The 24294-nt window shown below is 43.1% G+C and carries 26 protein-coding genes and 1 pseudogene; 17 read left to right on the top strand and 10 right to left on the bottom strand.

Going from position 1 to position 24294, the window contains the following annotated elements:
- Positions 1–23 precede the first annotated feature (23 nt).
- Entirely contained in the window at positions 24–488 is a 465-nt protein-coding gene (locus DYI81_RS01840; RefSeq protein ID WP_106984295.1) for a DUF523 domain-containing protein, read from the top strand.
- Here the strand turns inward: DYI81_RS01840 and DYI81_RS01835 are convergent.
- Complete coding sequence (locus DYI81_RS01835; protein ID WP_106984294.1) at positions 485–937, bottom strand: YcgN family cysteine cluster protein; 453 nt, start codon at positions 935–937, stop codon at positions 485–487. The genes DYI81_RS01840 and DYI81_RS01835 overlap by 4 nt on opposite strands.
- Positions 938–1131: 194 nt before the next feature.
- On the opposite strand from DYI81_RS01835, the gene DYI81_RS01830 reads away from it, so the two are divergent.
- On the top strand, positions 1132–1290 hold the full coding sequence (locus DYI81_RS01830; protein WP_005006601.1) for a DUF1328 domain-containing protein: 159 nt from the start codon (positions 1132–1134) through the stop codon (positions 1288–1290).
- Between the two features lie 108 nt (positions 1291–1398).
- Here DYI81_RS01830 and murJ read toward each other — a convergent pair whose 3' ends face one another.
- Together murJ and ampD are read right to left on the bottom strand one after the other, a co-directional pair.
- Complete coding sequence (gene murJ / locus DYI81_RS01825) at positions 1399–2949, bottom strand: murein biosynthesis integral membrane protein MurJ (RefSeq protein WP_171356294.1); 1551 nt, start codon at positions 2947–2949, stop codon at positions 1399–1401.
- Between the two features lie 77 nt (positions 2950–3026).
- Positions 3027–3599, bottom strand: coding sequence for a 1,6-anhydro-N-acetylmuramyl-L-alanine amidase AmpD (gene ampD / locus DYI81_RS01820; protein ID WP_106984138.1), 573 nt, complete (start codon positions 3597–3599; stop codon positions 3027–3029).
- A 185-nt stretch (positions 3600–3784) separates the two neighbouring features.
- On the opposite strand from ampD, the gene nadC reads away from it, so the two are divergent.
- Entirely contained in the window at positions 3785–4630 is an 846-nt protein-coding gene (gene nadC, locus DYI81_RS01815) for a carboxylating nicotinate-nucleotide diphosphorylase (RefSeq protein ID WP_106984137.1), read from the top strand.
- A gap of 58 nt (positions 4631–4688) precedes the next feature.
- Here the strand turns inward: nadC and DYI81_RS01810 are convergent, their stop codons facing one another.
- The 3 genes from DYI81_RS01810 to rph all read right to left on the bottom strand — a co-directional run bounded on the left by DYI81_RS01810 (position 4689) and on the right by rph (position 7900).
- Positions 4689–6902 carry a phospholipase C, phosphocholine-specific gene (locus tag DYI81_RS01810; protein ID WP_117006541.1) on the bottom strand — a complete coding sequence of 738 codons (2214 nt, stop codon included), beginning with the start codon at positions 6900–6902 and terminating at the stop codon, positions 4689–4691.
- 21 nt (positions 6903–6923) lie between these two features.
- A complete protein-coding gene (locus tag DYI81_RS18210; protein ID WP_264766849.1) occupies positions 6924–7055 on the bottom strand; it encodes a hypothetical protein in 132 nt (43 codons plus the stop codon).
- Positions 7056–7183: 128 nt separating this feature from the next.
- Positions 7184–7900: a ribonuclease PH gene (gene rph / locus DYI81_RS01805; RefSeq protein ID WP_106984135.1), complete on the bottom strand. Its 717-nt coding sequence runs from the start codon at positions 7898–7900 to the stop codon at positions 7184–7186.
- 211 nt (positions 7901–8111) lie between these two features.
- On the opposite strand from rph, the gene DYI81_RS01800 reads away from it, so the two are divergent.
- The gene (locus tag DYI81_RS01800) at positions 8112–8765 is read left to right on the top strand and encodes a TetR family transcriptional regulator (RefSeq protein WP_117006540.1); all 654 of its coding nucleotides are present in this window, start codon (positions 8112–8114) and stop codon (positions 8763–8765) included.
- A gap of 59 nt (positions 8766–8824) precedes the next feature.
- Here the strand turns inward: DYI81_RS01800 and DYI81_RS01795 are convergent, their stop codons facing one another.
- Positions 8825–9442: a thiol:disulfide interchange protein DsbA/DsbL gene (locus DYI81_RS01795; RefSeq protein WP_117006539.1), complete on the bottom strand. Its 618-nt coding sequence runs from the start codon at positions 9440–9442 to the stop codon at positions 8825–8827.
- Between the two features lie 181 nt (positions 9443–9623).
- Between DYI81_RS01795 and ubiG the strand changes: the two genes are divergently transcribed.
- The 13 genes and pseudogenes from ubiG (at position 9624) to DYI81_RS01735 (ending at position 20801) form a co-directional block, all read left to right on the top strand.
- Positions 9624–10340 carry a bifunctional 2-polyprenyl-6-hydroxyphenol methylase/3-demethylubiquinol 3-O-methyltransferase UbiG gene (gene ubiG, locus DYI81_RS01790; RefSeq protein ID WP_117006538.1) on the top strand — a complete coding sequence of 239 codons (717 nt, stop codon included), beginning with the start codon at positions 9624–9626 and terminating at the stop codon, positions 10338–10340.
- Entirely contained in the window at positions 10337–11035 is a 699-nt protein-coding gene (locus tag DYI81_RS01785) for an HAD-IA family hydrolase (RefSeq protein WP_117006537.1), read from the top strand. Before ubiG ends, DYI81_RS01785 begins: the two co-directional genes overlap by 4 nt.
- Positions 11036–11080: 45 nt before the next feature.
- Positions 11081–11830 (top strand): YciK family oxidoreductase, encoded by a 750-nt coding sequence (locus DYI81_RS01780; RefSeq protein ID WP_117006536.1) that lies wholly within the window; start codon positions 11081–11083, stop codon positions 11828–11830.
- Positions 11831–11991: 161 nt separating this feature from the next.
- Positions 11992–12411 carry a hypothetical protein gene (locus DYI81_RS01775; protein WP_106984129.1) on the top strand — a complete coding sequence of 140 codons (420 nt, stop codon included), beginning with the start codon at positions 11992–11994 and terminating at the stop codon, positions 12409–12411.
- A gap of 271 nt (positions 12412–12682) precedes the next feature.
- Positions 12683–12838, top strand: a complete 156-nt coding sequence (locus tag DYI81_RS17900) for a hypothetical protein (protein WP_167514216.1) — start codon at positions 12683–12685, stop codon at positions 12836–12838.
- A 264-nt stretch (positions 12839–13102) separates the two neighbouring features.
- A complete protein-coding gene (locus tag DYI81_RS01770; RefSeq protein ID WP_117006535.1) occupies positions 13103–13507 on the top strand; it encodes an RcnB family protein in 405 nt (134 codons plus the stop codon).
- A 224-nt stretch (positions 13508–13731) separates the two neighbouring features.
- Positions 13732–14129: pseudogene (locus tag DYI81_RS01765) on the top strand (RcnB family protein).
- Positions 14130–14275: 146 nt separating this feature from the next.
- Entirely contained in the window at positions 14276–15622 is a 1347-nt protein-coding gene (gene argA / locus DYI81_RS01760) for an amino-acid N-acetyltransferase (RefSeq protein WP_106984126.1), read from the top strand.
- Between the two features lie 331 nt (positions 15623–15953).
- Positions 15954–16916 carry a sulfonate ABC transporter substrate-binding protein gene (locus DYI81_RS01755; protein ID WP_106984125.1) on the top strand — a complete coding sequence of 321 codons (963 nt, stop codon included), beginning with the start codon at positions 15954–15956 and terminating at the stop codon, positions 16914–16916.
- A 104-nt stretch (positions 16917–17020) separates the two neighbouring features.
- A complete protein-coding gene (gene ssuD, locus DYI81_RS01750; RefSeq protein ID WP_117006534.1) occupies positions 17021–18190 on the top strand; it encodes an FMNH2-dependent alkanesulfonate monooxygenase in 1170 nt (389 codons plus the stop codon).
- A 1-nt stretch (position 18191) separates the two neighbouring features.
- Positions 18192–19007 (top strand): aliphatic sulfonate ABC transporter permease SsuC, encoded by an 816-nt coding sequence (gene ssuC / locus DYI81_RS01745; protein WP_117006533.1) that lies wholly within the window; start codon positions 18192–18194, stop codon positions 19005–19007.
- 15 nt (positions 19008–19022) lie between these two features.
- A complete protein-coding gene (locus DYI81_RS01740; RefSeq protein ID WP_106984122.1) occupies positions 19023–19841 on the top strand; it encodes an ABC transporter ATP-binding protein in 819 nt (272 codons plus the stop codon).
- A gap of 345 nt (positions 19842–20186) precedes the next feature.
- The gene (locus DYI81_RS01735) at positions 20187–20801 is read left to right on the top strand and encodes a TetR/AcrR family transcriptional regulator (RefSeq protein ID WP_106984293.1); all 615 of its coding nucleotides are present in this window, start codon (positions 20187–20189) and stop codon (positions 20799–20801) included.
- Between the two features lie 71 nt (positions 20802–20872).
- Here DYI81_RS01735 and DYI81_RS01730 read toward each other — a convergent pair whose 3' ends face one another.
- The 3 genes from DYI81_RS01730 to DYI81_RS01720 form a co-directional block, all read right to left on the bottom strand.
- On the bottom strand, positions 20873–21442 hold the full coding sequence (locus tag DYI81_RS01730; protein WP_106984121.1) for a 5'-nucleosidase: 570 nt from the start codon (positions 21440–21442) through the stop codon (positions 20873–20875).
- 115 nt (positions 21443–21557) lie between these two features.
- Positions 21558–22634, bottom strand: coding sequence for an aromatic ring-hydroxylating dioxygenase subunit alpha (locus tag DYI81_RS01725; protein WP_117006532.1), 1077 nt, complete (start codon positions 22632–22634; stop codon positions 21558–21560).
- A 307-nt stretch (positions 22635–22941) separates the two neighbouring features.
- Positions 22942–24093 carry a TDT family transporter gene (locus DYI81_RS01720; protein ID WP_106984119.1) on the bottom strand — a complete coding sequence of 384 codons (1152 nt, stop codon included), beginning with the start codon at positions 24091–24093 and terminating at the stop codon, positions 22942–22944.
- Between the last annotated feature and the right edge of the window lie 201 nt (positions 24094–24294).

Here is a 24294-nt window from a genome sequence, read left to right as displayed (position 1 = left end):
AACATCATGAGCTCCATTCAGCAATGTATTTGATTAGTGCTTGCCTCGTTGGGCAGACTGTTCGCTACGATGCAAAAAGCTATACCTATCCTATACTGCAGCAACTTGTAGACTCAGGCCAAGCTATCATAGCCTGCCCTGAAATGTTAGGTGGTTTGGCATGTCCGCGTGCACCCGCAGAAATTCATGGTGGTACAGCACTCGATGTGCTCCAATCGCGTGCGCACATTCTCGACAATACTGGTTTAGATGTCACACAAGCATTTTTAAACGGTGCTTATCAGACACTCAGATTGGCTCAGAAACACCATGTTAGCGTGGCAATTCTTAAAGAGAAAAGCCCATCCTGCGGGCGACATTGGATTTATGATGGACAGTTTACTGGGCAACTCATCACGGGTATGGGTCTCACTGCGACCTTACTCCAGCAAGAAGGTATTCAGGTATGCTCAGAACATGATTTTATCAGCGCGTGGCCAGAAGCTTAACGCACCCAGCGCACGATGTATTCTTCAATCTCTTCTGGGTCGACATCTAATTCACTAATGCAACGACCCGCGGCTGTTTTCTTTACGGTCATCACCGTTTGGCGACTACCCGAAATTAAATAATGCCATGAAGGCAATTTTTTACCTTCTTGCACTCGCTTATATGCGCAGCTTGAAGGCAACCAGCGAATGGTATCAACTTGTGCGGGTGTGAGTTGAATACAATCAGGCACCGAGTCTTTTCGATGGACATAATCCGAGCATTGACCAGTTTTACAGTCCAATAACTGGCAAGCAACGTTGGTATAAGCCACTTCCTGAGTTTCATCATCTTCGAGCTTGATCAGACAACATAAACCACAACCATCACATAAGGCTTCCCACTCAGCAGAATTTAACTCTGCAAGCGTGTAGTTCTTCCAAAATTGAGGGCGTAAGGTTTCCGTCATCATCGTGTCATATCAGTCTAAAAAAGCTGAATCAGTATACCAGTACATCCACAAACTTTGCGGATCCCATTGGGTCATACACCCGCACAAATAGATTAAAACTTAATCAACATATTGCCAACGAAAGATCAACATTAGCTTGAACTGCATCACACTATACTGAATATGAAAAGAAAAACACTTGGAGAATAACAATGTTCCGTTGGGCGATTATATTTGCTGTGATTGCACTCATTGCCAGTTTATTAGGATTTGGTGGTGTTGCTGGTCTTTCTAAAGACTTTGCTGTGATTTTATTGGTAATCGCAGTGATTCTAGCCATTGTAGGCTTTCTCTCTCGAGGCAAAGTCTAAAAGCTACGTTAAATTCTCAAATGTCATGTCTATAGCACAAAAAAAACAGCACCTCATGTGCTGTTTTTTTAGATCCAATATCTAGGTTATATCCACACCTATACTGCATTAGGGTTTTAAATGACGCGGTCTAAAACCCATCGCGATTAAAGCAATCAGGTAAGCAACAACCCCAACAACGCATAGACCAATGACTTCTGCAACACGTATCCATTGTGATACTTCGCCGTTGTACCAGGTTAAGGCATACCATAGGGCACCAATCATCACGATATTGGCCACTGCAAATTGCACTGCAAGCTTTTTCCAATGCGCACCAAAACGGAAAATATTGCGTTTATGCAGATAGAAATACAACATCCCTGCATTGACCAATGCCGAACCAGAAGATGCTAAAGCCAAAGCCATGTGCTCTGCATGCCAGTCAATCAGTTTAAAGAAGCCAATAAATACCACGTTTAAAATCGCATTGGCTGCAACCGCCATCAAGCCAACACGTACAGGTGTTTTGGTGTCTTGTTGTGCATAAAAACCTGGTGCAAAAACCTTAATCAGCATAAATGAAATTACCCCAGCACTCATACATTGCAGTGCCAAAGCGGTCATTTGTGTGTCTTCTAAACTAAATGCACCACGTTGGAATAAGGCTTGAATAATTGGCGTAGACAGCATGAACAAAGCAATACTGGCAGGGATACCCACCAAAATAATCACTTTGGCCGCCCAATCAATCATGCCACGGAATTTGGCTTGATCTTGCTCAGCATGACGTGCTGACAACGACGGTAAAATGACTGTACCAATCGCCACCCCAATTAAGCCCAAAGGTAACTCGGTCATACGTTCTGCACTATATAACCATGATACTGAGCCATCTTGCATGAACGATGCCCAAATGGTATTGAGCAAGAGGTTAATTTGTGTGACCGATACACCAAAGAGTGCAGGTAACATCAATTTCATGATGCGATCTACACCTTCGTGTTTAAAATCAACTTTAGGTGGAATGAGTAATTTTTTCTTCCACAGCTCTGGAATCTGAATCACTAACTGTAAAATACCTGCAATAAATACCGCCCAACCCAAGGCCATAATCGGCTCTGCCATATACGGCGTAAGCCACCATGCCCCAGCAATCATCGCTAAGTTAAGCAATACAGGCGAAAATGCGGGTGAAAAAAATGAGCCATAACTGTTTAAAATACTGCTGGCAAAAGCCGTTAAGGACATAAACAGTAAATACGGAATCGTTAAGCGAAACATCTCCGTAGCCAAGGCAAACTTTTCAGGATCATTATGAAAGCCTGGTGCATAAATATATAAAATTGCAGGTGCGGCAATCATTGCGACAAACGTCAGCGCACTCATAAAAGTTGCCAAACAGCCAAATACCCGACTAATCAGAATTTGTACTTCGGCATGTGTACGACTGGTTTTATATTCGGTCAGTACAGGAATAAAGGCTTGGGAAAATGCCCCTTCGGCAAATAAACGCCGAAAAAAGTTCGGAATACGAAATGCCACTACAAAGGTGTCAAAGTCCTTCCCTGCACCAAATACATTGAGTAGCACAATATCTCGGACTAAACCCAATACCCGTGACAACATGGTCATTGCGCTGACTATAACGGTTGACCGCCAAAGTGCCATCGTCTTCACCTAATTTTTAAATTGGCGCTATTGTAATGAAACTTAGGCCAACATTTCATTGGTTAAATTAGCGCTAGTTTGGTTATTTATTTGTTTTTAAAATGATGTAATTGTTTTCTAAACAATGCCCAGTCAAAAAACGGCCCTGGATCGGTTTTACGTCCCGGTGCAATATCTGAATGCCCTGCCAAGTGCTGTTGAAGCTTAGGATAAGCCTCTTGTAAACACGCGGTGACTTCGGTCAGTGCTTGATACTGATCAGCTGTAAACGCCAAATCATCACTGCCTTCAAGCTCAATGCCTATGGAATAATCGTTACATTCTTTTTTGCCCAAATAACTCGAACGACCTGCATGCCATGCCCGATCATTAAAATTGACAAATTGCAGTACTTCACCACTGCGTAAAATCAAAAGATGCGCCGAAACCTGCATCCCTTCAATAGTTTGAAAATACGGATGTACTGACCAATCCAATTGATTTTGAAAAAACTGCTCGATATAGCCACCGCCAAATTGCGACGGAGGCAAGCTAATGTTATGGACCACGAGCAACTGAATCTCGGTCTGTTCAGGGCGCTGATTATAATTAGGTGATGGCACTTGGCGTGCCCCCAACAATTGGCCCTCACAGACCCGAAAATTTGCCTCTCTTGGCATAAATCAATCCTAATTCATCTGATGTCATGCAGTATGCAACACACTACCTGAAGCCATGCTAAAACTTTCAATCTAAAATCTCAATTCAAGGTGATGATCCCCCTTCGGAAATATCGCTCATTTTTTAATGAACAATGCTAATATAACGCGCAAAATTTCCTCGGGTAAAAAGAGACGGAACTTCTATGAGCATATCTCAAACCTTGCTTGAACAAACTATTCAAATCAATATTCAGCAGGCGCTGCATGAAGATATTGGCGAAGGTGACATTACCGCGCTACTCACCCCTGAGGAAGAACAAGCAACCGCAACCATCATTAGCCGTGAAAGCATGATTCTTGCAGGCCAGCCTTGGGTCAATGCACTTATTCAAGCTTATGATCCGAATGTACAAATCACATGGCTCAAAAATGACGGTGATCGTGTCGAAGCCAATGAAGCCTTTTTAAAATTAGCCGGTTCTGCACGGAGCTTGTTAACCGTAGAACGCCCTGCCTTAAACTTTGTACAGACCTTGTCTGCTGTTGCCACCAAAACTGCTCAGTACGTGCAACAACTTGAAGGCTTACACACCAAACTTTTGGATACGCGTAAAACCTTACCCGGCCTACGTATTGCACAAAAATATGCCGTAGCAGTGGGTGGCGGTCAAAACCATCGTTTAGGGTTATTTGATGCCTTTTTAATTAAAGAAAACCACATTATGGCAGCGGGTGGTATTGCACAAGCCATTGCCAAAGCACATAGTATTGCACCAGGCAAAGCTGTAGAAGTTGAAGTTGAAACTTGGGATGAGCTTAACCAAGCCCTTGAAGCCAAAGCAGACATTGTGATGTTGGATAACTTTAGCCAACAACAAATGATTGATGCTGTGAAGCATGTGGCAGGACGTTGCAAATTAGAAGCATCAGGTAATATTACCATTGCAAATTTACGTGAAGTTGCAACCACAGGTGTCGATTATATCTCTATGGGCGTTCTCACTAAGGATGTCACCGCTGTAGATTTATCTATGCGTTTTAATGCCTAGGCAACACGGTATAAAAAAGCGCAGCATCGACTGCGCTTTTTTATGGGAAATCTTGTACTTAAACAGCACCCATAAATGGGTCTGAATAGCCATGTTCACCTGTTTCAACACGTCCTGCAAAACGACGTTCAAAACTTGATGAGGCACCCAAGCTGACACTAAAGTCATACCAACCATGCACGCTACTCATGTCTAGCACCAATTCAGTTTCACTGCCTGAAGTGGTTTTTATAGTCCATGTTTTGCCATCTAAATACGCATTGGCTTTTACCGTGAGCTCTGCACTTTGTGTGCCATCTTGGCGGACTTTCAAAAATATGCGCGCTGCACATTCTTCCATGCACACCCGAATTTCAGGCAAAACTGCCTGTTGGTTTTTATCTCGAATATCGCCCTTAAAACTACGATGAAAACCATTAGGGCCGAGCACCCACAGATCATATTTTCCATCTTGTAGTATCCAGTCATCATCCAATTGCTTACCCGCTTCAACCATATAACGACGTGGTACAGCATTTAAATCGAGCTGGTTATACACATGGAAAACACCCGCCTGTGCGCCCGTATTGGAAAACAGTAACTTCACTTGATTGCTCGCCTCATTTAACTTGGCACTGCAATGCAAAATATAAGGCAAAGCACGCGATGGGCGTACCCCCGTGTCCTGCATCGGTTTTGCTTGCTGGCTTGGCACCTGAACTTGGCTGAGTTTTTCTTGATTGCTACGAATCATATCGGCCTGTGCCTTGGTTCGACTGCCGTCTAAAGTGGGCAATACTTGCGTATTTGGCGTTTTAAAATCAAAAGCTGAACTTAAATCGCCACAGACGGCACGTCGATAAGGGCTAATATTGGGCTCGTGTACACCAAAGCGTTGCTCTAAAAATTGAATAATCGAAGTATGATCAAATACTTGTGAATTGACCCATCCGCCACGACTCCAAGGTGAAATCACATACATTGGTACACGAACGCCTGGACCATACACCCCATGCCAAAAATTGCTATTTTGCCCATTTACAAATTCAGGGCGTGGTTGGCTGACCGAACCTGCCACCGCAGGATGATTAAAATATTCATAGGAAAGTGCTTGATCCGATAAAGTCGTTTTACCGTGTACTTTTAAAATATCGCCTTGTGCATTAATCTCACGCGAAGGTGCTGAAGGTGATGGCACATGATCGAAGAAGCCATCATTTTCATCAAAATTGACCAAAAGTGCAGTTTGGCTCCAAAGCTCTGGATGATCGGTCAGTGCATTCAGAAGCTCCTGAATATACCAAGCACCTTGCACTGGACTCGATGGACCAGGATGCTCACTATAGGTGGCGGGTGCAACAATCCAGCTCACTTGCGGTAATTTATTTTGCAACAAATCCTGCTTAAATTGCCCCAATAAGCCACCGTCATTGGGCATCGTGTTGGCAATGCCTTTATATAAAGGCTCTTTTGCATCAATAGCTTCATCATAAGCAGGGCAAACCGCTAATGCATGGCTCACAGGTTGCCCTGAACGTTCATTGGCTGCTCGGTATTGCTTAAAGCCTGCCAAGGGATTATCGGTAAAATTATCGGGCATATTTTGATAAATTTTCCAGCTCACCCCTGCTTGCTGTAAACGCTCTGGATAGGTCATCCAATCATAGCCAACTGCCGAGCTACCAATTTCATCAAACTCATTGACTACGCTGGCGACTCCAGCCCCTGTTGGTCCATTGCTTCCTGTCCAAATAAACTGACGGTTGGGGTTGGTCCCGGCATGCATCGCACAGTGATAAGCATCGCAAAGTGTAAACGCATCTGCCAATGCATACTGAAATTCAACTTCTGCCTTTTTAAAATAGCCCATCGATTGTGGCTTTTTATGCTCCACCCAATTGCCCATACGGCCACAGTCCCAAGCCGCTTGACCATCTTTCCATGAATGTGGCGTGCCACTCACCCGCTGCGCATTGCCTAGTCTGCTGTCTAAATGATAAGGGAAATAGACTGTTTTATTTTTATCGTACTGTGCCCAAACTTTTCGCCCTTCGCTTAAAGGAATCGCAAATCGATCACCAAATCCACGTACGCCTTTGAGCATGCCGAAATAATTATCGAAGGAGCGATTTTCCTGCGTCAAAATAATCACATGCTTAATATCTTGAATCGTGCCCGTTTCAACTTTGGCATCTATGGCCAAGGCTTTTTGAATACTCAGTGGCAAGCTCGCTAAAGCAGTCGCCCCCAAAAGTGTTTTAGACGACTGAACTAAAAAATCACGACGGTTCATACCTATTTCCTGTTGTTATTCTTAAGGTGCACAATGCATTTTACAATTGGGTTCAGGGGTTGGTGCTTGCGCATCACCTTGCGCCTGATCGTCTTTACATGCACTTAAAAGCAAGACTGAACTCATCATGAGCCCGACAAAAAAAACACGCATTTGCATTTCCTATCTGTAAATACCCTCATAGGAATAACGCATGGGCATGACCAAAACATGATGCTTTGATGTCAAGCAGATGAAAAAAAACGCACCCCTAAGGTGCGTTTAGTCTGGCCAATCAGGTCTTACCAACCCAATGCCTCTTGTTGCTTTTTAATCAATTCTTGAATGCCTTTTTCAGCCAATTCAAGCATTTCGTTACACTGCGCACGTGTAAATGGTTTGTCTTCTGCTGTGCCTTGAATTTCAATGAATTCGCCTGCTTGCGTCATCACCACGTTTAAATCTGTTTGGCAGTTTGAGTCTTCTTCATAGCAAAGATCAAGCAAAGCTTCGTCTTGATACATACCCACTGAAATCGCAGCCACTAAACCTTTTAGCGGATCATGCTTAATTTTTTTCTTTTCAAGCAATACATTCATGGCATCAATCAATGCAACCGCAGCACCTGTAATTGATGCAGTACGCGTACCACCATCAGCTTGAATCACATCACAGTCGATCGTAATGGTGTTTTCACCCAGTTTTTTCAAATCCACCATGGCACGTAAGCTACGGCCAATTAAGCGTTGAATTTCTTGCGTACGACCACTTTGTTTACCACGTGCTGCTTCACGATCAGAACGTGTATGTGTCGAACGTGGCAACATACCATATTCTGCTGTTACCCAACCTTGACCTTGACCTTTTAAGAAACGTGGCACTGAATGATCAATACTGGCAGTACACAAGACTTTTGTATGACCAAATTCAACCAATACCGAACCTTCGGCATAACGTGTGTAGTTACGGGTAATTTTGACATCACGTAATTGATCTAATGCTCGCTGGTCGATACGCATAAAGGGTCCTTCATTTTACTAAATTACAATGCGCTTCAGTATAGCAGAAGCCCGCTTCGAGTTTGACCACCACACTCAGCCTTTTACAAAATGCATGAATTCAAGCCGTATTTGCGTACTTTCTCCATGCGCTATTTTCCATGCCAGATCATCTCTAGGTGCTGCATACAATTTTTGCTAGACTGCAAACAAAGGATTTTCGGAACACAACATGTCGATACGCGATGAACGTAAACAACAAAGTCGACAAGCACTTTTAGATGCAGCCTTAGCATTAAGTGGCCAAGGACGTGCCTTTAGCAGTATGAGCCTACGTGAAATTGCCAAAGCCGCCAACTTAGTGCCGACCGCGTTTTATCGGCACTTTAGTGATATGGATGAGCTGGGTTTAGAACTGGTGGATCAAACCGCCTTACAGCTCAAACAGATGCAATATCAAATGGGGCAAGTCTTTCAACATCAGCCCGACACACGCATTCAAAACTGTATCCATTTACTGTTTCAACATATTCAACAGCACCCTGAGCCTTGGATCTTTTTTATTGCAGAACGCTGGGGCGGTTCTGCACGTTTGCGTTATGCCATCCAACGTGAGATTCAATATTTAACTGCCGATTTAAGCGCAGATTTGGGGCGTACCCAAACGCTGAATCATATTCATCTACAGCATGATTTACAGGTCTTGTCACAAATTTTGATGAGCTTAGCCTTTAATTGGGCCATGAACTGGATGGACTTACAACGCTCTGTGGCCGCTGCAGAACTTGGCGCACAACAAGAACACCTCAAGCTCAGTGCAATTACTCAAGTTCAACTGCTCTTCCGCGGTATTTTGCATTGGGATCGCAATCAGCCATCGGTCTAACACGCGATCTTTAAGCATAAAAAAAACCCGCAACTTGCGGGTTTTTATTTAAGGTCGGCTTATTTGCCTGAACGTTCTTTTTCAATTAAGTAATTTAACACTTGAGTGACTTTTCCATCTTCACCTTGAATGACGTATTTACCATTCACCGTTACCGCAGGTACACCTGTCAATTGATAACGTTTTGCAAGATCTTGAGCTTGCGCAATTTTAGATGCGATTGGGAAAGAATCGTAAGTGCTATTAAATTTAGCTTCTGGAATACCAAACTGCGTAAAGTATTTGGCAAAAGCAGCTTTTTCTAAAATTGGTTTTTGGCCTTCATGAATCGCATGGAACAACATTAAATGTGTTTTTTGGCGTACCCCAAGTGCTTCCGAAACATAATATGCGCGCGCACCTTGTTCCCATACTGGATTCATGGCTGCCGGCGTACGTACAAAACGTACATCTTTAGGCATGTTTTTTAACCACGTTTGCATGTACGGTTCAAGTTTAAAACAGTGTAGGCAGCCATACCAAAAGAATTCACGAACTTCAATTTTCCCCGGAACCTCAACTTGTACAGGGTTTGCGAGCACTGTATAGTCTTTTCCTGCAACAAAGTCAGCGGCCATCGCGCTACCAGAAACGGCAAAAACAGCAGCGACCAAACTGCCGAAAAGGAATTTTTTCATTGAGATTATAGTCCTCTAACTCATTATGATTAGCTTATGCGATCACTATAAATCATTTATGCAAATTTCGTTTCCATTCTGTGAACTTTTTTAGCGCTTTTATCGCTTTTTTTAGAATAAGCGCTACACTAATAAGCCTCTGACTTTATTTTAAAATATAACCCTTGCCTGAGGTGAACCCATGTCGCAGTTGAATGTTGATCCACAAGAAATTGCTAAGTTTGAAGCATTCGCTGCCATCTGGTGGGACCAGAACTCTGAATTCCGTCCATTACACATGATTAATCCACTCCGTTTAAATTGGATTGATGAGCATTCGGGTGGCATCACAGGTAAAAAAGTCCTTGATGTCGGCTGTGGCGGTGGCATTTTGGCAGAAAGCATGGCACGTCGTGGCGCTCAAGTCTTGGGTATTGATATGGGCCTTGCACCGCTCAATGTTGCACGCCTACATGCAGAACAAGAAGGCGTCGACAATATCGAGTACCGTCAAGTACCCGTAGAGCAATTGGCCGAAGAACACGCTGGCCAATATGATGTGGTGACATGTATGGAAATGCTCGAACATGTGCCAGATCCAGCTTCCATTATTGCAGCCTGTAAAAAGTTAGTTAAGCCAGGTGGTCATGTGTTTTTCTCGACCATTAACCGTAACCCTAAATCATATTTATTTGCCATTATTGGTGCCGAATATGTGCTACGTATGCTGGCCAAAGGGACTCACGATTATCACAAATTTATTAAGCCTTCAGAATTAGCACATGACATTCGTGGCGCTCATTTAAAGCTCAAAAATATGACCGGGCTACATTACAACCCGCTGACCAAACGCTACTGGCTCGCACCCAATGTAGACGTCAACTACATGGTTCATACCGTGAATGAAGGCGCACAATGAAAGCGGTACTGTTTGATTTAGATGGGACACTGATCGACACTGCAGCCGACTTTATTCGTATTTTGCAAGACATGTGTCGCGAAAAAGGCTGTCCTGTCGTCGATGCAGACCTGATCCGTACGCAAGTGTCGGAAGGCGCACGTGCGATGGTTAAATTGGTTTATCCTGAACTCGATGTAGACGATCCGATCTTTTTGGCGCATCGCCAAGACTTTTTGGACCGATACGGCGCCGATATTGCGGTCGATACCGACTTATTTACAGGCATGCAAGCGCTGTTAGCCGAACTTGAACAGCATCAGATTCCTTGGGGTATTGTGACCAATAAACCCCGCTGGCTGAGCGAGTCTTTATTGCAAGCACTGAATTTGACAGCGCGCTGTTCTGTGCTGGTCTGCCCTGAAGATGTGAGTAAAACCAAACCAGATCCAGAGCCAATGTATTTGGCTGCTGATCAGATCCAAATTGACGCCAAAGACTGTATTTATGTGGGCGACCATCCACGTGATATTGATGCTGGGCGCAGTGCAGGTATGCACACCATTTTAGCAGCCTATGGCTATTTACCCCTTCAATATAAAGATGACTTAACAGCCTGGCATGCAGATTGTATAGTGAATACTGTTGTAGAATTACACGATGTCATTCGTCAGCACGTCATAGGTACAAATAGCATCTACCCTGCTCAAACCTAGCCAAAATAAAGACTGAAAAAACACAATAAAACGAGGAGATAGACAATGAAATATTCAGAATATCAACCTCGCCCCGATCTACTCAAAGATCGCATTATCCTAATTACAGGTGCGGGCGATGGTATCGGTCGTGCAGCTGCAATCACTTATGCCCTTCATGGCGCAACAGTGGTTTTGCATGGCCGTACACTGAACAAACTTGAAGTAATTTACGATGAAATTGAAGGATTGGGCGCACCACAACCTGCAATTTTACCGCTTCAATTGTCGAGTGCTTCTCCGCGTGATTATGAGTTATTGGTTGATACACTTGAGCGCCAATTTGGCCGTTTAGATGGTATTTTGCATAATGCAGGCATTTTGGGCGAGCGTATACCCTTAGCACATTATCCTGCCGATGTGTGGGATGATGTGATGGCCGTAAACTTACGTGCGCCTTTCGTACTCACGCAAGAATTATTACCTCTATTGCAAAAATCAGAACATGCCTCTGTGGTGTTTGCCAGTTCAGGTGTAGGCCGTGAAGCGCGTGAAAACTGGGGTGCATATTCTGTGTCTAAAATTGCCATTGAGGCTGTAAGCACTTTGTTTGCCAAAGAAAATCAGCACCCTAATATTCGCTTCAACTGTATCAATCCCGGTGCAACACGTACTGCGATGCGCGCAAAAGCCTATCCAGATGAAGATCCAAAAATCTTACCGACACCCGAGCAAATTATGCCGGCCTATTTATATTTGATGGGCGATGATAGCTTATCCCTCAATGGTGCCAGTATAGATGCACAAGATGCCTAAACGCATAACGGTATCAATGCATTAAATAAAAGGAGGCTTTGGCCTCCTTTTTTACGGCACATACATTTTTTTATGCTGAGTACATTCATGCCACATTGGCTTGTAATTCCAGACAATATACGGATACTTATGCCAAACGTTTTAAGCAATGAGTGTCCGACATGTCTGACTTTAGCAATATTACTGTAACGCCAACCGAAGATGGCATGCTCAATCTATTGATTGATGGCAAAGCGATTTCTGAAAAATATGGTATGAAGTTCGATCCAAGTATTTTGGATGATCTCAAAGCCTTAGAAAATGGCCAAAATGTGAAGCTATTTGAGCAGTTTGTATTTTCACATACTGACTTAAACTTCGAACATCGTTATCAGTACGTGCTATGTATTGTGAAACAAAATGACCGCTATGAGACTGCAAAAAGTTTTGTTTATCGTATTACTGCAGAAGGCCAACCGCCTGTTGAACACGTGATTACCAAGCAAGGTGCTCCAATGACTGAGCAAGATGTACGTGAATTTATACAAGCACATTTACAAAAATCGCTGACCGACTACACTGACCTTCAATTTGCTTACTAAGCCTATATTTCGGATTAGGCTTTGCTTAGGCCCTAGGCCATAGGTTTACACCCATAGATCGCACGATCACAAGGCAACCCCGTGTGCCTTGTGTGATTTACGCTAACGGGGCAGTTTAATATTCATTCTGTACAAATCCTCAATTGATGACTTTATGCCATCAATCGTATTTTTAAATTATTTTTATAATTTTATTCGGTTTTTAAAATAAACAGATCTTCTCTATGCTGACTGCATTGATTTTGTAGTCTCAACACTCTGGAGATAGATCATGGCCGATCAACAACGTAAAACTGAAATTATTCGTTCAATTGAACAACTACAATTGTCTACAACTCTAATTATGGCACTGGATCATGCAAGTTCAGCAGAAGCGGTCGCTGAAGCGGTATATTCATTGTCTGGCCTAAGTGAGCAGTGGAACTAAAGACAAATCTTCATGTGCTCATACGATTTCATTTACTCAGTTGCCAAAATAGGATTGAATAAAAACATCCCACTATATTCAATCCACAATTTACTTTCGTCACCATAAACAGATTTGATCATTTATAGATCTGCATTTTTAACGCATAATATCCTTATTATCTCTGCTTTATTTAAAGAATTATCGCACTATCTTCACAGTTTCTCTGCATTTTTTGCGTAGAGTAATCCCATACATTATGAATCATTTAGATGAGGACTTAACATGAAAAAGATTTTGACTGCATTAGCAATATCTTTCAGTGCTTTGACAGCAAGCAGCATTTCGATTGCTGGTCCTCATTTTAACCAACGCGATGGTTATGATCAGCCACGTGACTTCAACCGCGGGCAAGCGAAAAAAAATCGCGAATTCCGTGAAGATAATGATGGTGAACGCATGGAGATGCGTCGTATGCGTGAAGAACGTGGTGTAAAACGCTTACAACAACATAAATGGCAAGCAGGTTATGTGCTTCCACAACATTATCGTGGTAATGGTTATAAAGTCGATTATCGAGACCAAAACTTACCAAGACCAGATCGTAATCAACAATGGTACAAAATTAACAATGACTACATTTTAGTCAACTCAGAGACCAACAGCATTATGCGTATTTTAGGTCTTTAGCCCCTTACACTGCATAGCCCAACATTGTTTGGGCTTTTTTTATGCCAGCACTTTTGCCTGCCAGTAGCTTAAGCAATTGATAGAGCATTCACCTGCACGCAATCTGCTATTTTTCTTCATACATTTCACAATTCCACTCTATATCCCTCACGCTTTCTCTGAACTTTGTCGGTAATTTAAAGTTATCGAAACAGAACAGCATTACAGCAATTTAGGTGAATGAAATGAAAAAACTGATCTCTTTTGCGACCCTTGCACTTTCAGGTTTAATCGCAACATCGGCAATGGCAGCGCCTGATCATCGTTTTGATGACCGTCGTGGTAATCCACCACCACCGCCAAGCCATGTTCAACCCCATGATTCACGTTGGGACAACAAACATCCACAACAATGGAATAACAACAATCAGTGGAATCAACAACGTGTAAACCCAAGCCGTGAATGGCGTAGTGGTCAAACCTTACCACGCGCGTTTCAGTCAACACGCTATAAAGTGAGTGACCGTGAAGCACGTAAATTACCCAACACTGGGCGCTACCAACAATGGTACAAAGTGAATGGGTTCTAACATATGTACTCATCAACGAACGTAACGACCGAATCATCCGAATCATTGGCTAATTCCTAAGCCTCGGTGAATATCCCTTTCGCACCTGTATAATTCAACTTATACGGGTGTTTTTTTGTCTGCACAGAGGCTTTCCCTTTTCTCTCCATGGTTTTTTTGATTAGAATCAATAAACCGTAATCTCGGCATAGGCCTGCACATGACTTCAATGGACGTTTCTCAAAGCACAACTTTACAATACGTGCATTGGTTTCGGCATTCTGCACCCTATATTAATGCCCACCGTGGCAAAACCTTTGTCATCATGTTTGATGGTGAAGCCGTCTTACATGCGAATTTTCAACACATTATTCATGACATTGCCCTGTTGCATTCTTTAGGTATTCGTTTAATTTTGGTTTACGGCGCACGCCCGCAAATTAATCAGAACCTCAAAGCCAGCGGACTCACAACGCCATTTCATCATCATCGTCGCGTGACCACACGTGAGTCTTTAAGCGCAGTGATGAATGCATCAGGTTCTATTCGTTTACAAATTGAAGCGTTGCTCTCGATGGGATTGGCCAACTCACCGATGTACGGCGCACGTATTGATGTGGTATCGGGCAATTTAGTTACTGCAAAGCCTTATGGTATTCGGGATGGTGTTGATTTTCAGTTGTCTGGTGAAGTGCGTAGTATCGACACTGATGCCATTCAGCGCCATTTACTCAGTCAAAATATTATCTTGCTTGGGCCAACGGGCTATTCCACTACAGGTGAAGTATTTAATTTGTTGGCGGAAGAAGTGGCAACCAAAACTGCAATTAGCTTAAAAGCAGATAAATTGATTTTCCTTGGCCAATCAGCAGGCCTCATGGATGAACATGGCCAATTAATTCGAGAAGTCTTACCACACCAACTAGAAGAACACCTTTTACAATACCAAGATGCCAATCCCGACATTTTCTTACATTTGCATGGTGCAAAAACAGCCTCGCTACAAGGCGTACATCGGGTGCATTTAATTTCGTATGCAACCGATGGTGCCATGCTAGAAGAACTCTTCACGCGTGATGGTTCTGGCACCATGATTACTGATGCACATTATGAAGAAGTCCGCACGGCGAATATTCAAGATGTCGGTGGTTTAATTAATCTACTTCGTCCGTTAGAAGAAGAAGGGATTTTGGTCTATCGCTCGCGTGAACGTTTAGAAAATGAAATCGAACAATTTGCCGTAATTGAACGCGATGGTACGATTTTAGCCTGTGCAGCGCTTTACCCAATTCCTACCGCTGAAGGCGAATTGCGTTCGGCTGAAATTGCCTGTGTTGCTGTACATCCGAGCTACCGTAAATCGAATCGTGGCAGTCAAATCCTGCATTATTTAGAAGAAAAAGCCAAAGCTTTGGGAATCGAGCAATTGTTTATTTTAACCACACGTACGGCACACTGGTTTATCGAGCAAGGCTTTGCATCTGCCAGTGTCGATGATCTCCCGAATGCACGTCAGGCTTTATACAACTACCAGCGTAACTCCTTGGTCTGTATCAAAACCCTTTAAGTAGGTTTAGAGCGCCCTGCTTAGCTCAATTTTGACTAAGTTTATCTCTAAATTTGCGCAGTCCATGCTTTGGACTTATGCGCATAAAGAGATAAACTTATGCATAGATCGTATATTAAAAAATAAGTATTAAATTTCAATAAATTAAAATCATTAAACAGCATATCTCTCATTATTTTATTCAGCATAAATTTGCATAAGGTTTGCTGTTTTTTATTTATCTTTTTTCTTCATTAGAACTTTAAGTTTTTTTATTTTTTCCGAAAAAGAAAATTCATTAGCGTATGTGCATTCCATGTCGTTCTTATTTTAGGTTCAGGAGCAACCTGCCATGCGCATCATCCCTTCTCAATTTTGGACAAAATCACTCGCTCTTTCTGCTGCGACTGTTGCTGTCATGATGCTGACGGGTTGCTCTAAAGATCAAGCCCAAGAGACCATTACTTTAAATATCGGCTTTCAAAAATATGGCATTTTGCCGATTGTCAAAGAACGCGGCAATTTAGAAAAAGCGCTAGAAGCGCAAGGCGTTCAGGTGAAATGGGTGGAATTCCCGGCTGGGCCACAGCTATTAGAAGGCTTAAATGTCGGTAGCGTTGTGTTAGGCGAAGCAGGTGAAGCCCCGCCAATTTTTGCACAAGCAGCCAACTCAAATTTAGTCTATGTGGCCAACCAACCTGCTGCACCCAAAGCAGAAGCCTTACTGGTGCCTAAAGATTCTGCCATCAACAGCATTGCTGACTTAAAAGGCAAACGCGTTGCCTTAAACAAAGGCTCAAATGTTCATTATTTATTGTTGAAAGTTTTAGAAGCCAATCATTTAACACTGAATGACATCAATGTCATTTATTTACCCCCTTCCGATGCACGTGCAGCCTTTGAAAAAGGTGCAGTCGATGCTTGGGTGATTTGGGATCCGTTCTTTGCTGCAGCTGAACAACAAATTGGCGCGCGCGTTTTGGCCACAGGTGAAAACCTCGTGAGCAACCATCAGTTTTATTTGGCTGACCGTAAATTTGCTGAAGCCAATCCAAAAGTGATTCAAGCCGTGGTGAAAGAATTGAACCTGTCTACACAGTGGGTAGCGAGCCATCAAGATGAAGCGGCCAAGTTACTCGAAAAGCCAACTAGCCTCGATTTTAACATTTTAAAAAGTTCGATTTCACGGATGGGTTTTGGCGTGCAACCCATTAGCCCTGCGGTAATTAGCGAGCAACAACGTGTTGCAGATGCCTTCTATGCGCAAAAGCTCATTCCAAACAAACTCAATATTGACGCTGCCATTATTAAATAAGTTTTTTCACTTTCATTTTATTTCCCGCAGGACTGACATCGACCAAATCAGAACCAGATGCAGCCTGTTGGATGACCGAGCACATTCAAAATTAAGGAACAGATATGAAAATTTTTTGGTTTATCCCGACACATGGTGACAGTCGCTACCTCGGTACCAGCAAAGGTGCTCGTGTTGTTGATCATGCTTATATGAAACAAATTGCGGTGGCTGTAGACAACCTTGGCTACGAAGGCGTACTGATTCCAACAGGCCGTTCATGTGAAGATCCATGGTTAACAGCAGCCAGCTTGATTGATGCAACCAAAAAATTAAAGTTCCTTGTTGCACTTCGCCCTGGGGTGACCACACCTGCTTTAGCTGCACGTATGGCAGCAACATTTGACCGTTTATCGGGTGGCCGTGTATTGCTTAACTTAGTTACAGGTGGTGACGAGCAAGAACTCAAAGGTGATGGTGTATATGAAGACCATGCGACTCGCTACAAAACTGCAAACGAATACACCACCATTTGGCGTGAAATTTTAACCCGCTCACATACCGGTGAAAGCTATACCTTCCATGGTGAACGCTTAAGCGTAGATGATGCCAAACTTTTATATCCACCTGTACAACAACCGTATCCACCGCTTTGGTTTGGTGGCTCTTCAGATGATGCAATTGAGTTAGCGGCATCACAAGTCGACACCTATCTCACTTGGGGTGAACCACCTGTTGCAGTGAAAGAGAAAATTGCCGTGGTCAAAGCCCGCGCAGAGGCCAAAGGTCGTGAACTGAACTACGGTATTCGTTTACACGTGATTGTTCGTGAAACCAATGCTGAAGCATGGCAAGCGGCTGAAGAGCTCATCCAATATGTTGATGATGCAACCATTCAAGCAGCGCAAGCCAAATTCAAAAGCATGGATTCAATCGGACAACGCCGTATGGCCGAACTGCACAACGGTGACCGTACTAAACTCGAAGTATCCCCTAACCTTTGGGCTGGTGTAGGTCTAGTCCGTGGCGGCGCGGGTACAGCTTTAGTGGGTGATCCTGAAACAGTAGCTGCACGTATTCAAGAATATGCAGACCTCGGTATTAATACCTTTATTTTCTCGGGCTACCCGCATTTAGAAGAATCGATTCGTTTTGCAGAATTGGTGTTCCCATTACTGCCACTCGAAACCCAACAGAAACTGACACAGCCCAATCTGACTGGCCCATTTGGCGAAATTGTCGCGAACAATTACACCCCAGATGAAAATAAAAAGCCGATTCAGGAGCCAGCTTAAAATGTCTAAATCTGTTTCGGTCGAAGCCTTCGCAGAAAAGAAGGTTTCACGTGGAACACTGCTCGGGCAGCGTTTGCTGCCTTGGCTCCTTCCAATTGCCTTAATTTTACTGTGGCAAGTTGCCTCAGTCACAGGCCTATTACAAAGCCGTATTTTACCTGCACCAAGCGCCGTTGTTAGTGCATTTTGGAGCTTGCTTTTAAGTGGTGAACTATGGAAACACGTGCAAGTCAGTGCGGGCCGTGCACTTTTAGGCTTATTGGTCGGTGGTGGTTTGGGCTTATTACTAGGCCTGCTCAATGGCTCATCTAAAGTCGCTTCAAACTTGCTCGACACCACCATTCAAATGATCCGTAACATTCCAGCGCTTGCACTCATTCCATTGGTGATTTTATGGTTTGGTATTGATGAAAGTGCCAAGCTATTTTTAGTGGCGATCGGGGTATTTTTCCCTATTTATATTAATACCTATCATGGTATTCGTTCTGTCGACCCCCAGCTCATTGAGATGGGCAAAAGCTATGGCCTCACGCGCTGGCAGCTCTATAAAGACATTATTTTGCCGGGTGCAATGCCTTCAATTTTGGTCGGACTGCGTTTTTCCTTAGGTTTGGTGTGGGTGCTGTTAATTGTAGCCGAAACCATTTCTGCACAAGCAGGTATTGGTTATATGACCATGAACGCACGTGAGTTTTTACAAACCGATATCGTGTTGGTAGGGATTTTACTGTATGCCCTACTGGGTAAATTAGCTGACGTTTTAGCCGTGGCTTTAGAGCGTTATCTCCTCCGCTGGCACGCTGGCTATCAAAAATAAAAAAGGACACATGACATGACTGATTTAAGTATTGGCCGCCATGCCCAAGATACCTCAAATGCAAATACATCAAGCTCAAACACGCACACCAACGACATTAACCCCAATGCTGTGCTTGGTGCCGAAATTCACATTGAGCAACTGCATAAGTTCTATGGCAGTGTAAAAGTACTCGAAGACCTCGACCTGCATATTCAGCCCGGTGAATTCCTTGCCATTGTGGGCCGTAGTGGCTGTGGTAAAAGTACCCTACTTCGCTTAATTGCCGATTTAGAAAAACCAAGCTACGGTGAAATCAAATTTAAATCTGCGCGTCATATTCGTGAAGGTATTACCTCCGATGACATTCGTGTGATGTTCCAAGATCCACGACTTTTGCCTTGGCGAAGCATTGAACAAAACGTACAGCTCGGTTTAGAAAAAGAGCGACATGCCAATGCCTCAGCCATGCTAGAAAAAGTCGGCCTGAAAGAAAAAGCCTCATTATGGCCGTCCCAACTTTCAGGTGGACAGCGTCAAAGAACGGCGCTTGCACGCGCATTATCTCACCAACCGCGAATCTTACTGTTAGATGAGCCACTCGGCGCTTTAGATGCATTAACCCGCTTAGACATGCAAAATCTGATTGAAAAACTCTGGACCGAGCAAGGCTTTACGGCCATCTTGGTAACCCATGATGTGAGCGAAGCGGTACAACTTGCAGATCGTATTATTCTGCTCGATAAGGGCCATATTGCCTCACAATTTCAGGTCGATCTGCCCCGTCCACGACAAAAAAATCTGGCTTTTAGCACACTTGAACAACAGGTGCTCAATGCTGTGCTCGCGACTTAAATATTTTTAATTTGTCTCATACTCATCATGTAGCAAGTGATGAGTGTGGGGCATATATATCGATTAAATCGTCGATTTATATGCGGTATAAAGCACCTAAAAGGTGCATGAATAGGTGCCCCAACTTAAAATCAACAACTTCCATAACATTAATGAATAAAAATAATCATTTTTTTATTTATGCATACTATTTTTTATTTGATTTTAGTGGGGCTGTCAGGATAATTTAATCATCGATCTATAAAATAAATCGCCATTATTCATAAAATTACAAAGTTTGGTTGTGCACAAGGCTGCTGATTTGCCGTACAATCCCCGATCCCCCTTTTCATTGTTAAAATGCTAATGGAACAAAAAAAGAGTACTCAAAAACGTAACCAGTTGCTTAGCGCTGCACTGGACGTATTTTCCCTATATGGTTTCAATGGGGCCAGTCTGGATGAAATCGCGCAAATTGCAGAAATGCATAAATCGAATATTTTCTATTACTATGAAAATAAAGAAGCGCTTTATGTCGAAGTGTTAACCACAGTGTTACAAAAATGGTTAGCGCCTTTGCAAACTTTAGAAGCAGATTTAGAACCTGCTGAAGCGATTACCAATTATTTGATGCAAAAAATTGAAGTATCGCGTACGCAGCCTAAAGCGTCTCGTTTATTTGCGCTTGAAGTGATTCAAGGTGCGCCACATATTCTTGATATCCTCAAAGGACCTTTAAAGAAGCTGGTAAAACGTAAAGCTAAAGTGATTAGTAACTGGCAAGAACAAGGCAAAATTTCAAAGGATATTGATCCTGAAATTTTGATTTTGAATATCTGGGCTGTTACACAGAACTATGCTGACTTTGCTACGCAAATTGAAATGGTGACAGGCAAAACCTTGCGTAACCGTAGCATGAACCAACGTGTGATCCAACACACGGTGCACATGATGCTCTATGGTGTATTACCTCGTAATTAATTCTCTCTATTGTCTTTCGTGGCAATGATTGGCATTCGGCCATAACTCGATATGGCCGCCAACCTTATTTTTTATACTTTTAAACTTTGATATAACGATAATAATTTTTGCGCGCCTAACAATAAGTTTTCTTCCCAATCCAGATGTGCTGTGTCATTTGCACCATCGGTAATATATTTTACCGAGATTAAGCGAACGCCCAGTTTTTTACATACTTTTGCGATTGCGTAGCCTTCCATGTCCACTAAATTACACGGTACTTTCGGCAGCCCAGTTTCAAAGCTGTCGCCAGTACCGCAAATTCCTTGTGCAAGATGATCAAAATAAGGTACCAGCTCAATCCCCGCAGGATACTCATCATCTAGTGGCGTAACCCCTACTGCAAAGCCCAATGGCGACACATCCATATCACGTTGCACAAACTGTGTAACCTCAACCAATGCATGTGCATCAAAATGGGAGCTCCCAGCCGTCCCTAAGTTCAGCAAGGTTTTGCAACCTGTTTTTTGAATTACTTCATAGGCTTTAAATGCTGCGTTGACTTTACCAATGCCACTATAGTGAACATCAATTCCCGCAGACTCAAACAAACCTTTAGACTCATTGGCTAAGGCCATCATTAGGGCTAAATCTTGTTTCATGTGCCATTCCTCATATTCATGGCTACCGATATAACATAGATTGGCACAAAACCATAAAGACCTTCGTGTGAAACACCTTGCTTGGGGTCAGCAATGCACTTCCCCCTTTGCTATCTTAAATTTGAAACTGCATAGGACGCTTGCCCAAAATAGATGGGGTTAAAGACTGATCATGACGTAAGGATTCTAAAATCTTTTCCAATGCGATATGCGCCATATCACCACGTACACTATGTGAATGCGTCATCGGCATACTTTCCAAACCTTTACGGCATGCCGCCAAAATTTTAATGTCTTGGTTATTCACCACCCACGTGTACACGTTCACCGCAGGTTGAATCGCTTTTGCCAACACACGTGGAATTGGAAATTTATAGCTTACACAGGTATATACCCGTGATTCATAAGGTCCAACAGGCGTAATCAGGCTGTTAAAGACCATGCCTGAAGGCTCCCCCCAGTGATATTCCACCAAGGTAATATTGGGTGCAATAAAGCTATCGCGATGAACCTGCTGTGCACCATGTGGATTGGTCAACCATGGCATCATGCCTACATCCGCCTCATGGTCATGATATTCCACCACCACCTTACGTGGACTCACCTCAATCGTGGCATCTACCGCTTTGCCCGACTCAGAGCGAAACCAGCCTTCATGCACAAATATCGTGTGGGTAACATCCATAATGTTTTGTGCGACAGTGCCCATCTCACCATCATATTTGCCCACCATATAATAACTTTGCCAACCTGGTGCATCATAAAAAGGCAGTTTAAATACTTCAGGGCGTGCTTCAGGCGCTTTATCGCCTAAATAGACCCAGATCAATCCATCTTGCTCACAGACCTCATAACTCCGCTGTTTAAACGCATGAGGTTTCTCTGGAAAAAATTTGCCATTCACACTGGGAATATGCGCCACCTGACCATCGCCTTGATAGGACCAGCCATGATAAGGACACGTTACACAACCATTGGTCATTTTGCCTGCGGAAAGAGGAACACCGCGATGCACACATTGATCGAGTAGAACAGCTGCCTGCCCATTCTTTTGACGAAACACCACAAAATTTTTACCGTAAATGGTGGTTTGTAAAGGTTGATCTTTTTTTAATTCTTTCGCAGTACAAGCAACGTACCACTCTTCCAATAAACCCTTGGCTTGATCCCAAAATTGAGTTTTTTCGCACATTTTAAAATCCTGATTTCCATATAGAATTTTTATCTATTTAATTTTTATTGCGTGTTGTTTTAATTGATTGAGTACACAGAATATGCCCATCTCAGGGGCATATTCTAACAGTTTAATTTTTTTGCAAAATAGCATCGTACAGATAAATCGTATCAGTATGGTCAAGTGGCAAACTGTGCAATGTGATGTATCCCGTATATGCAGTATGGTGAATCACTTTGTTTATCGAGCAATCCTCAGCGTATGCTGTCATCCATGAACATGCTCACCACGGGTCTGCATACGCATTCAATCAAGCCTCACCCCATTACACGGCTTTTTTAGCGCACTGTTGCTTTGCCTCCAAATAGCTTTTTAAACACGGTGAAAAAAATAAATGCCCGTGGTAAAAACCGTGTGCGGTTTTGCCAGCCACCCATAACCACAGCACGAGCAAAGCCGTACTCAAACCATAAGCAAAGCCATAAATCCATGCCATTTGTAGTTGCTCAGCTAGATTTAAGATCGCAAAGCTATACACCCCCAACGGAAAAGTTAAGGCCCACCAACCCAAATTAAATGGCAACACACGTCTGTGATGTAATGTGGTCAATATCGCCAAGCCCAACCACCACAGGCCAAAGCCCAATAATATTAAACTACCCACAATACCTGCACCATGTAGGATCTGCCCTACATGTGCGAGTCCAATACTGGCCAATACGCTAGGCGCCTGAGCACCCAGTACCAACAGTGCAAAAGCACCTGTACCAATTGGCCCCAAAGCCAACCAATTACTAATGGCTAATTCTTTGGCAGGTAACTGATGTAGCGCCAAACGGAGCATGAGGATAGTTAAAATCGCAAAAGCTGGCAGTACAGACATTCCCAACAGCACATAACTGGCTAGCAAGATACCAACAGCATGCTCCGTCACAACAAGATGACCCAGTAATAAGCCTCCACTTGTGGCTGCAACCTCACAGGCCACAATCGGCAGTAGCCAAACTGCAGTCATGCTTTTGAGTTCGTGTTGTTGTCGTTGGTACATCACAAAAGGGACCAGCCAAGCAATTGCTACAGCCAAGACCACATCGACATACCAAAGTAGCTCGGCCCAAACCAAGGCGCTTTCGCCATAAATTGGCTGACCATATTTTAAAAAGCCATTTAAAATGGTCGCCAGCGCCATCGGGATAGCTCCCAAAAACAAACACATCATGGGATGCTTAAAAATTTGTTTGGCTTCGACAGGGTAATACAGCCAACGCAACACATATAAAGCACTAAACAACACAAAGAGCAGCATATTCAAATGCCAAAGCATCGCGCCGAATGACCATGTGAATGCTTGAAAGATAGGAAACTCTGATACAATCAGTGCAACCACGCCCGTCCCCATACACACCGTAAACCAGTTCGGAGTGAACTGACGGATCATCGTCTCAAGCCGTGTCTGTAAAAGCACCGTGTTTTGCATATTGTTGTCCTCATCTAGAAGCTGGTCTTATCTTAACCAACTCCATAAATAAGAAAAATTGATTAATATTTATTAAATGAATCAATTTTTCTTATATATAAACTTAAACTGCGGATTTCTTTTGCGTAAAAACACAACAACAAGACGAATGCTGAAGAATATGGCAATATATAGCCCACAAACATTTTCAACGATTTGATT

This window comes from Acinetobacter sp. SWAC5 (genome assembly GCF_003419885.1).
Classification (GTDB): Bacteria; Pseudomonadota; Gammaproteobacteria; order Pseudomonadales; family Moraxellaceae; genus Acinetobacter; species Acinetobacter cumulans.
This window is presented reverse-complemented; position numbering and strand designations above follow the sequence as displayed.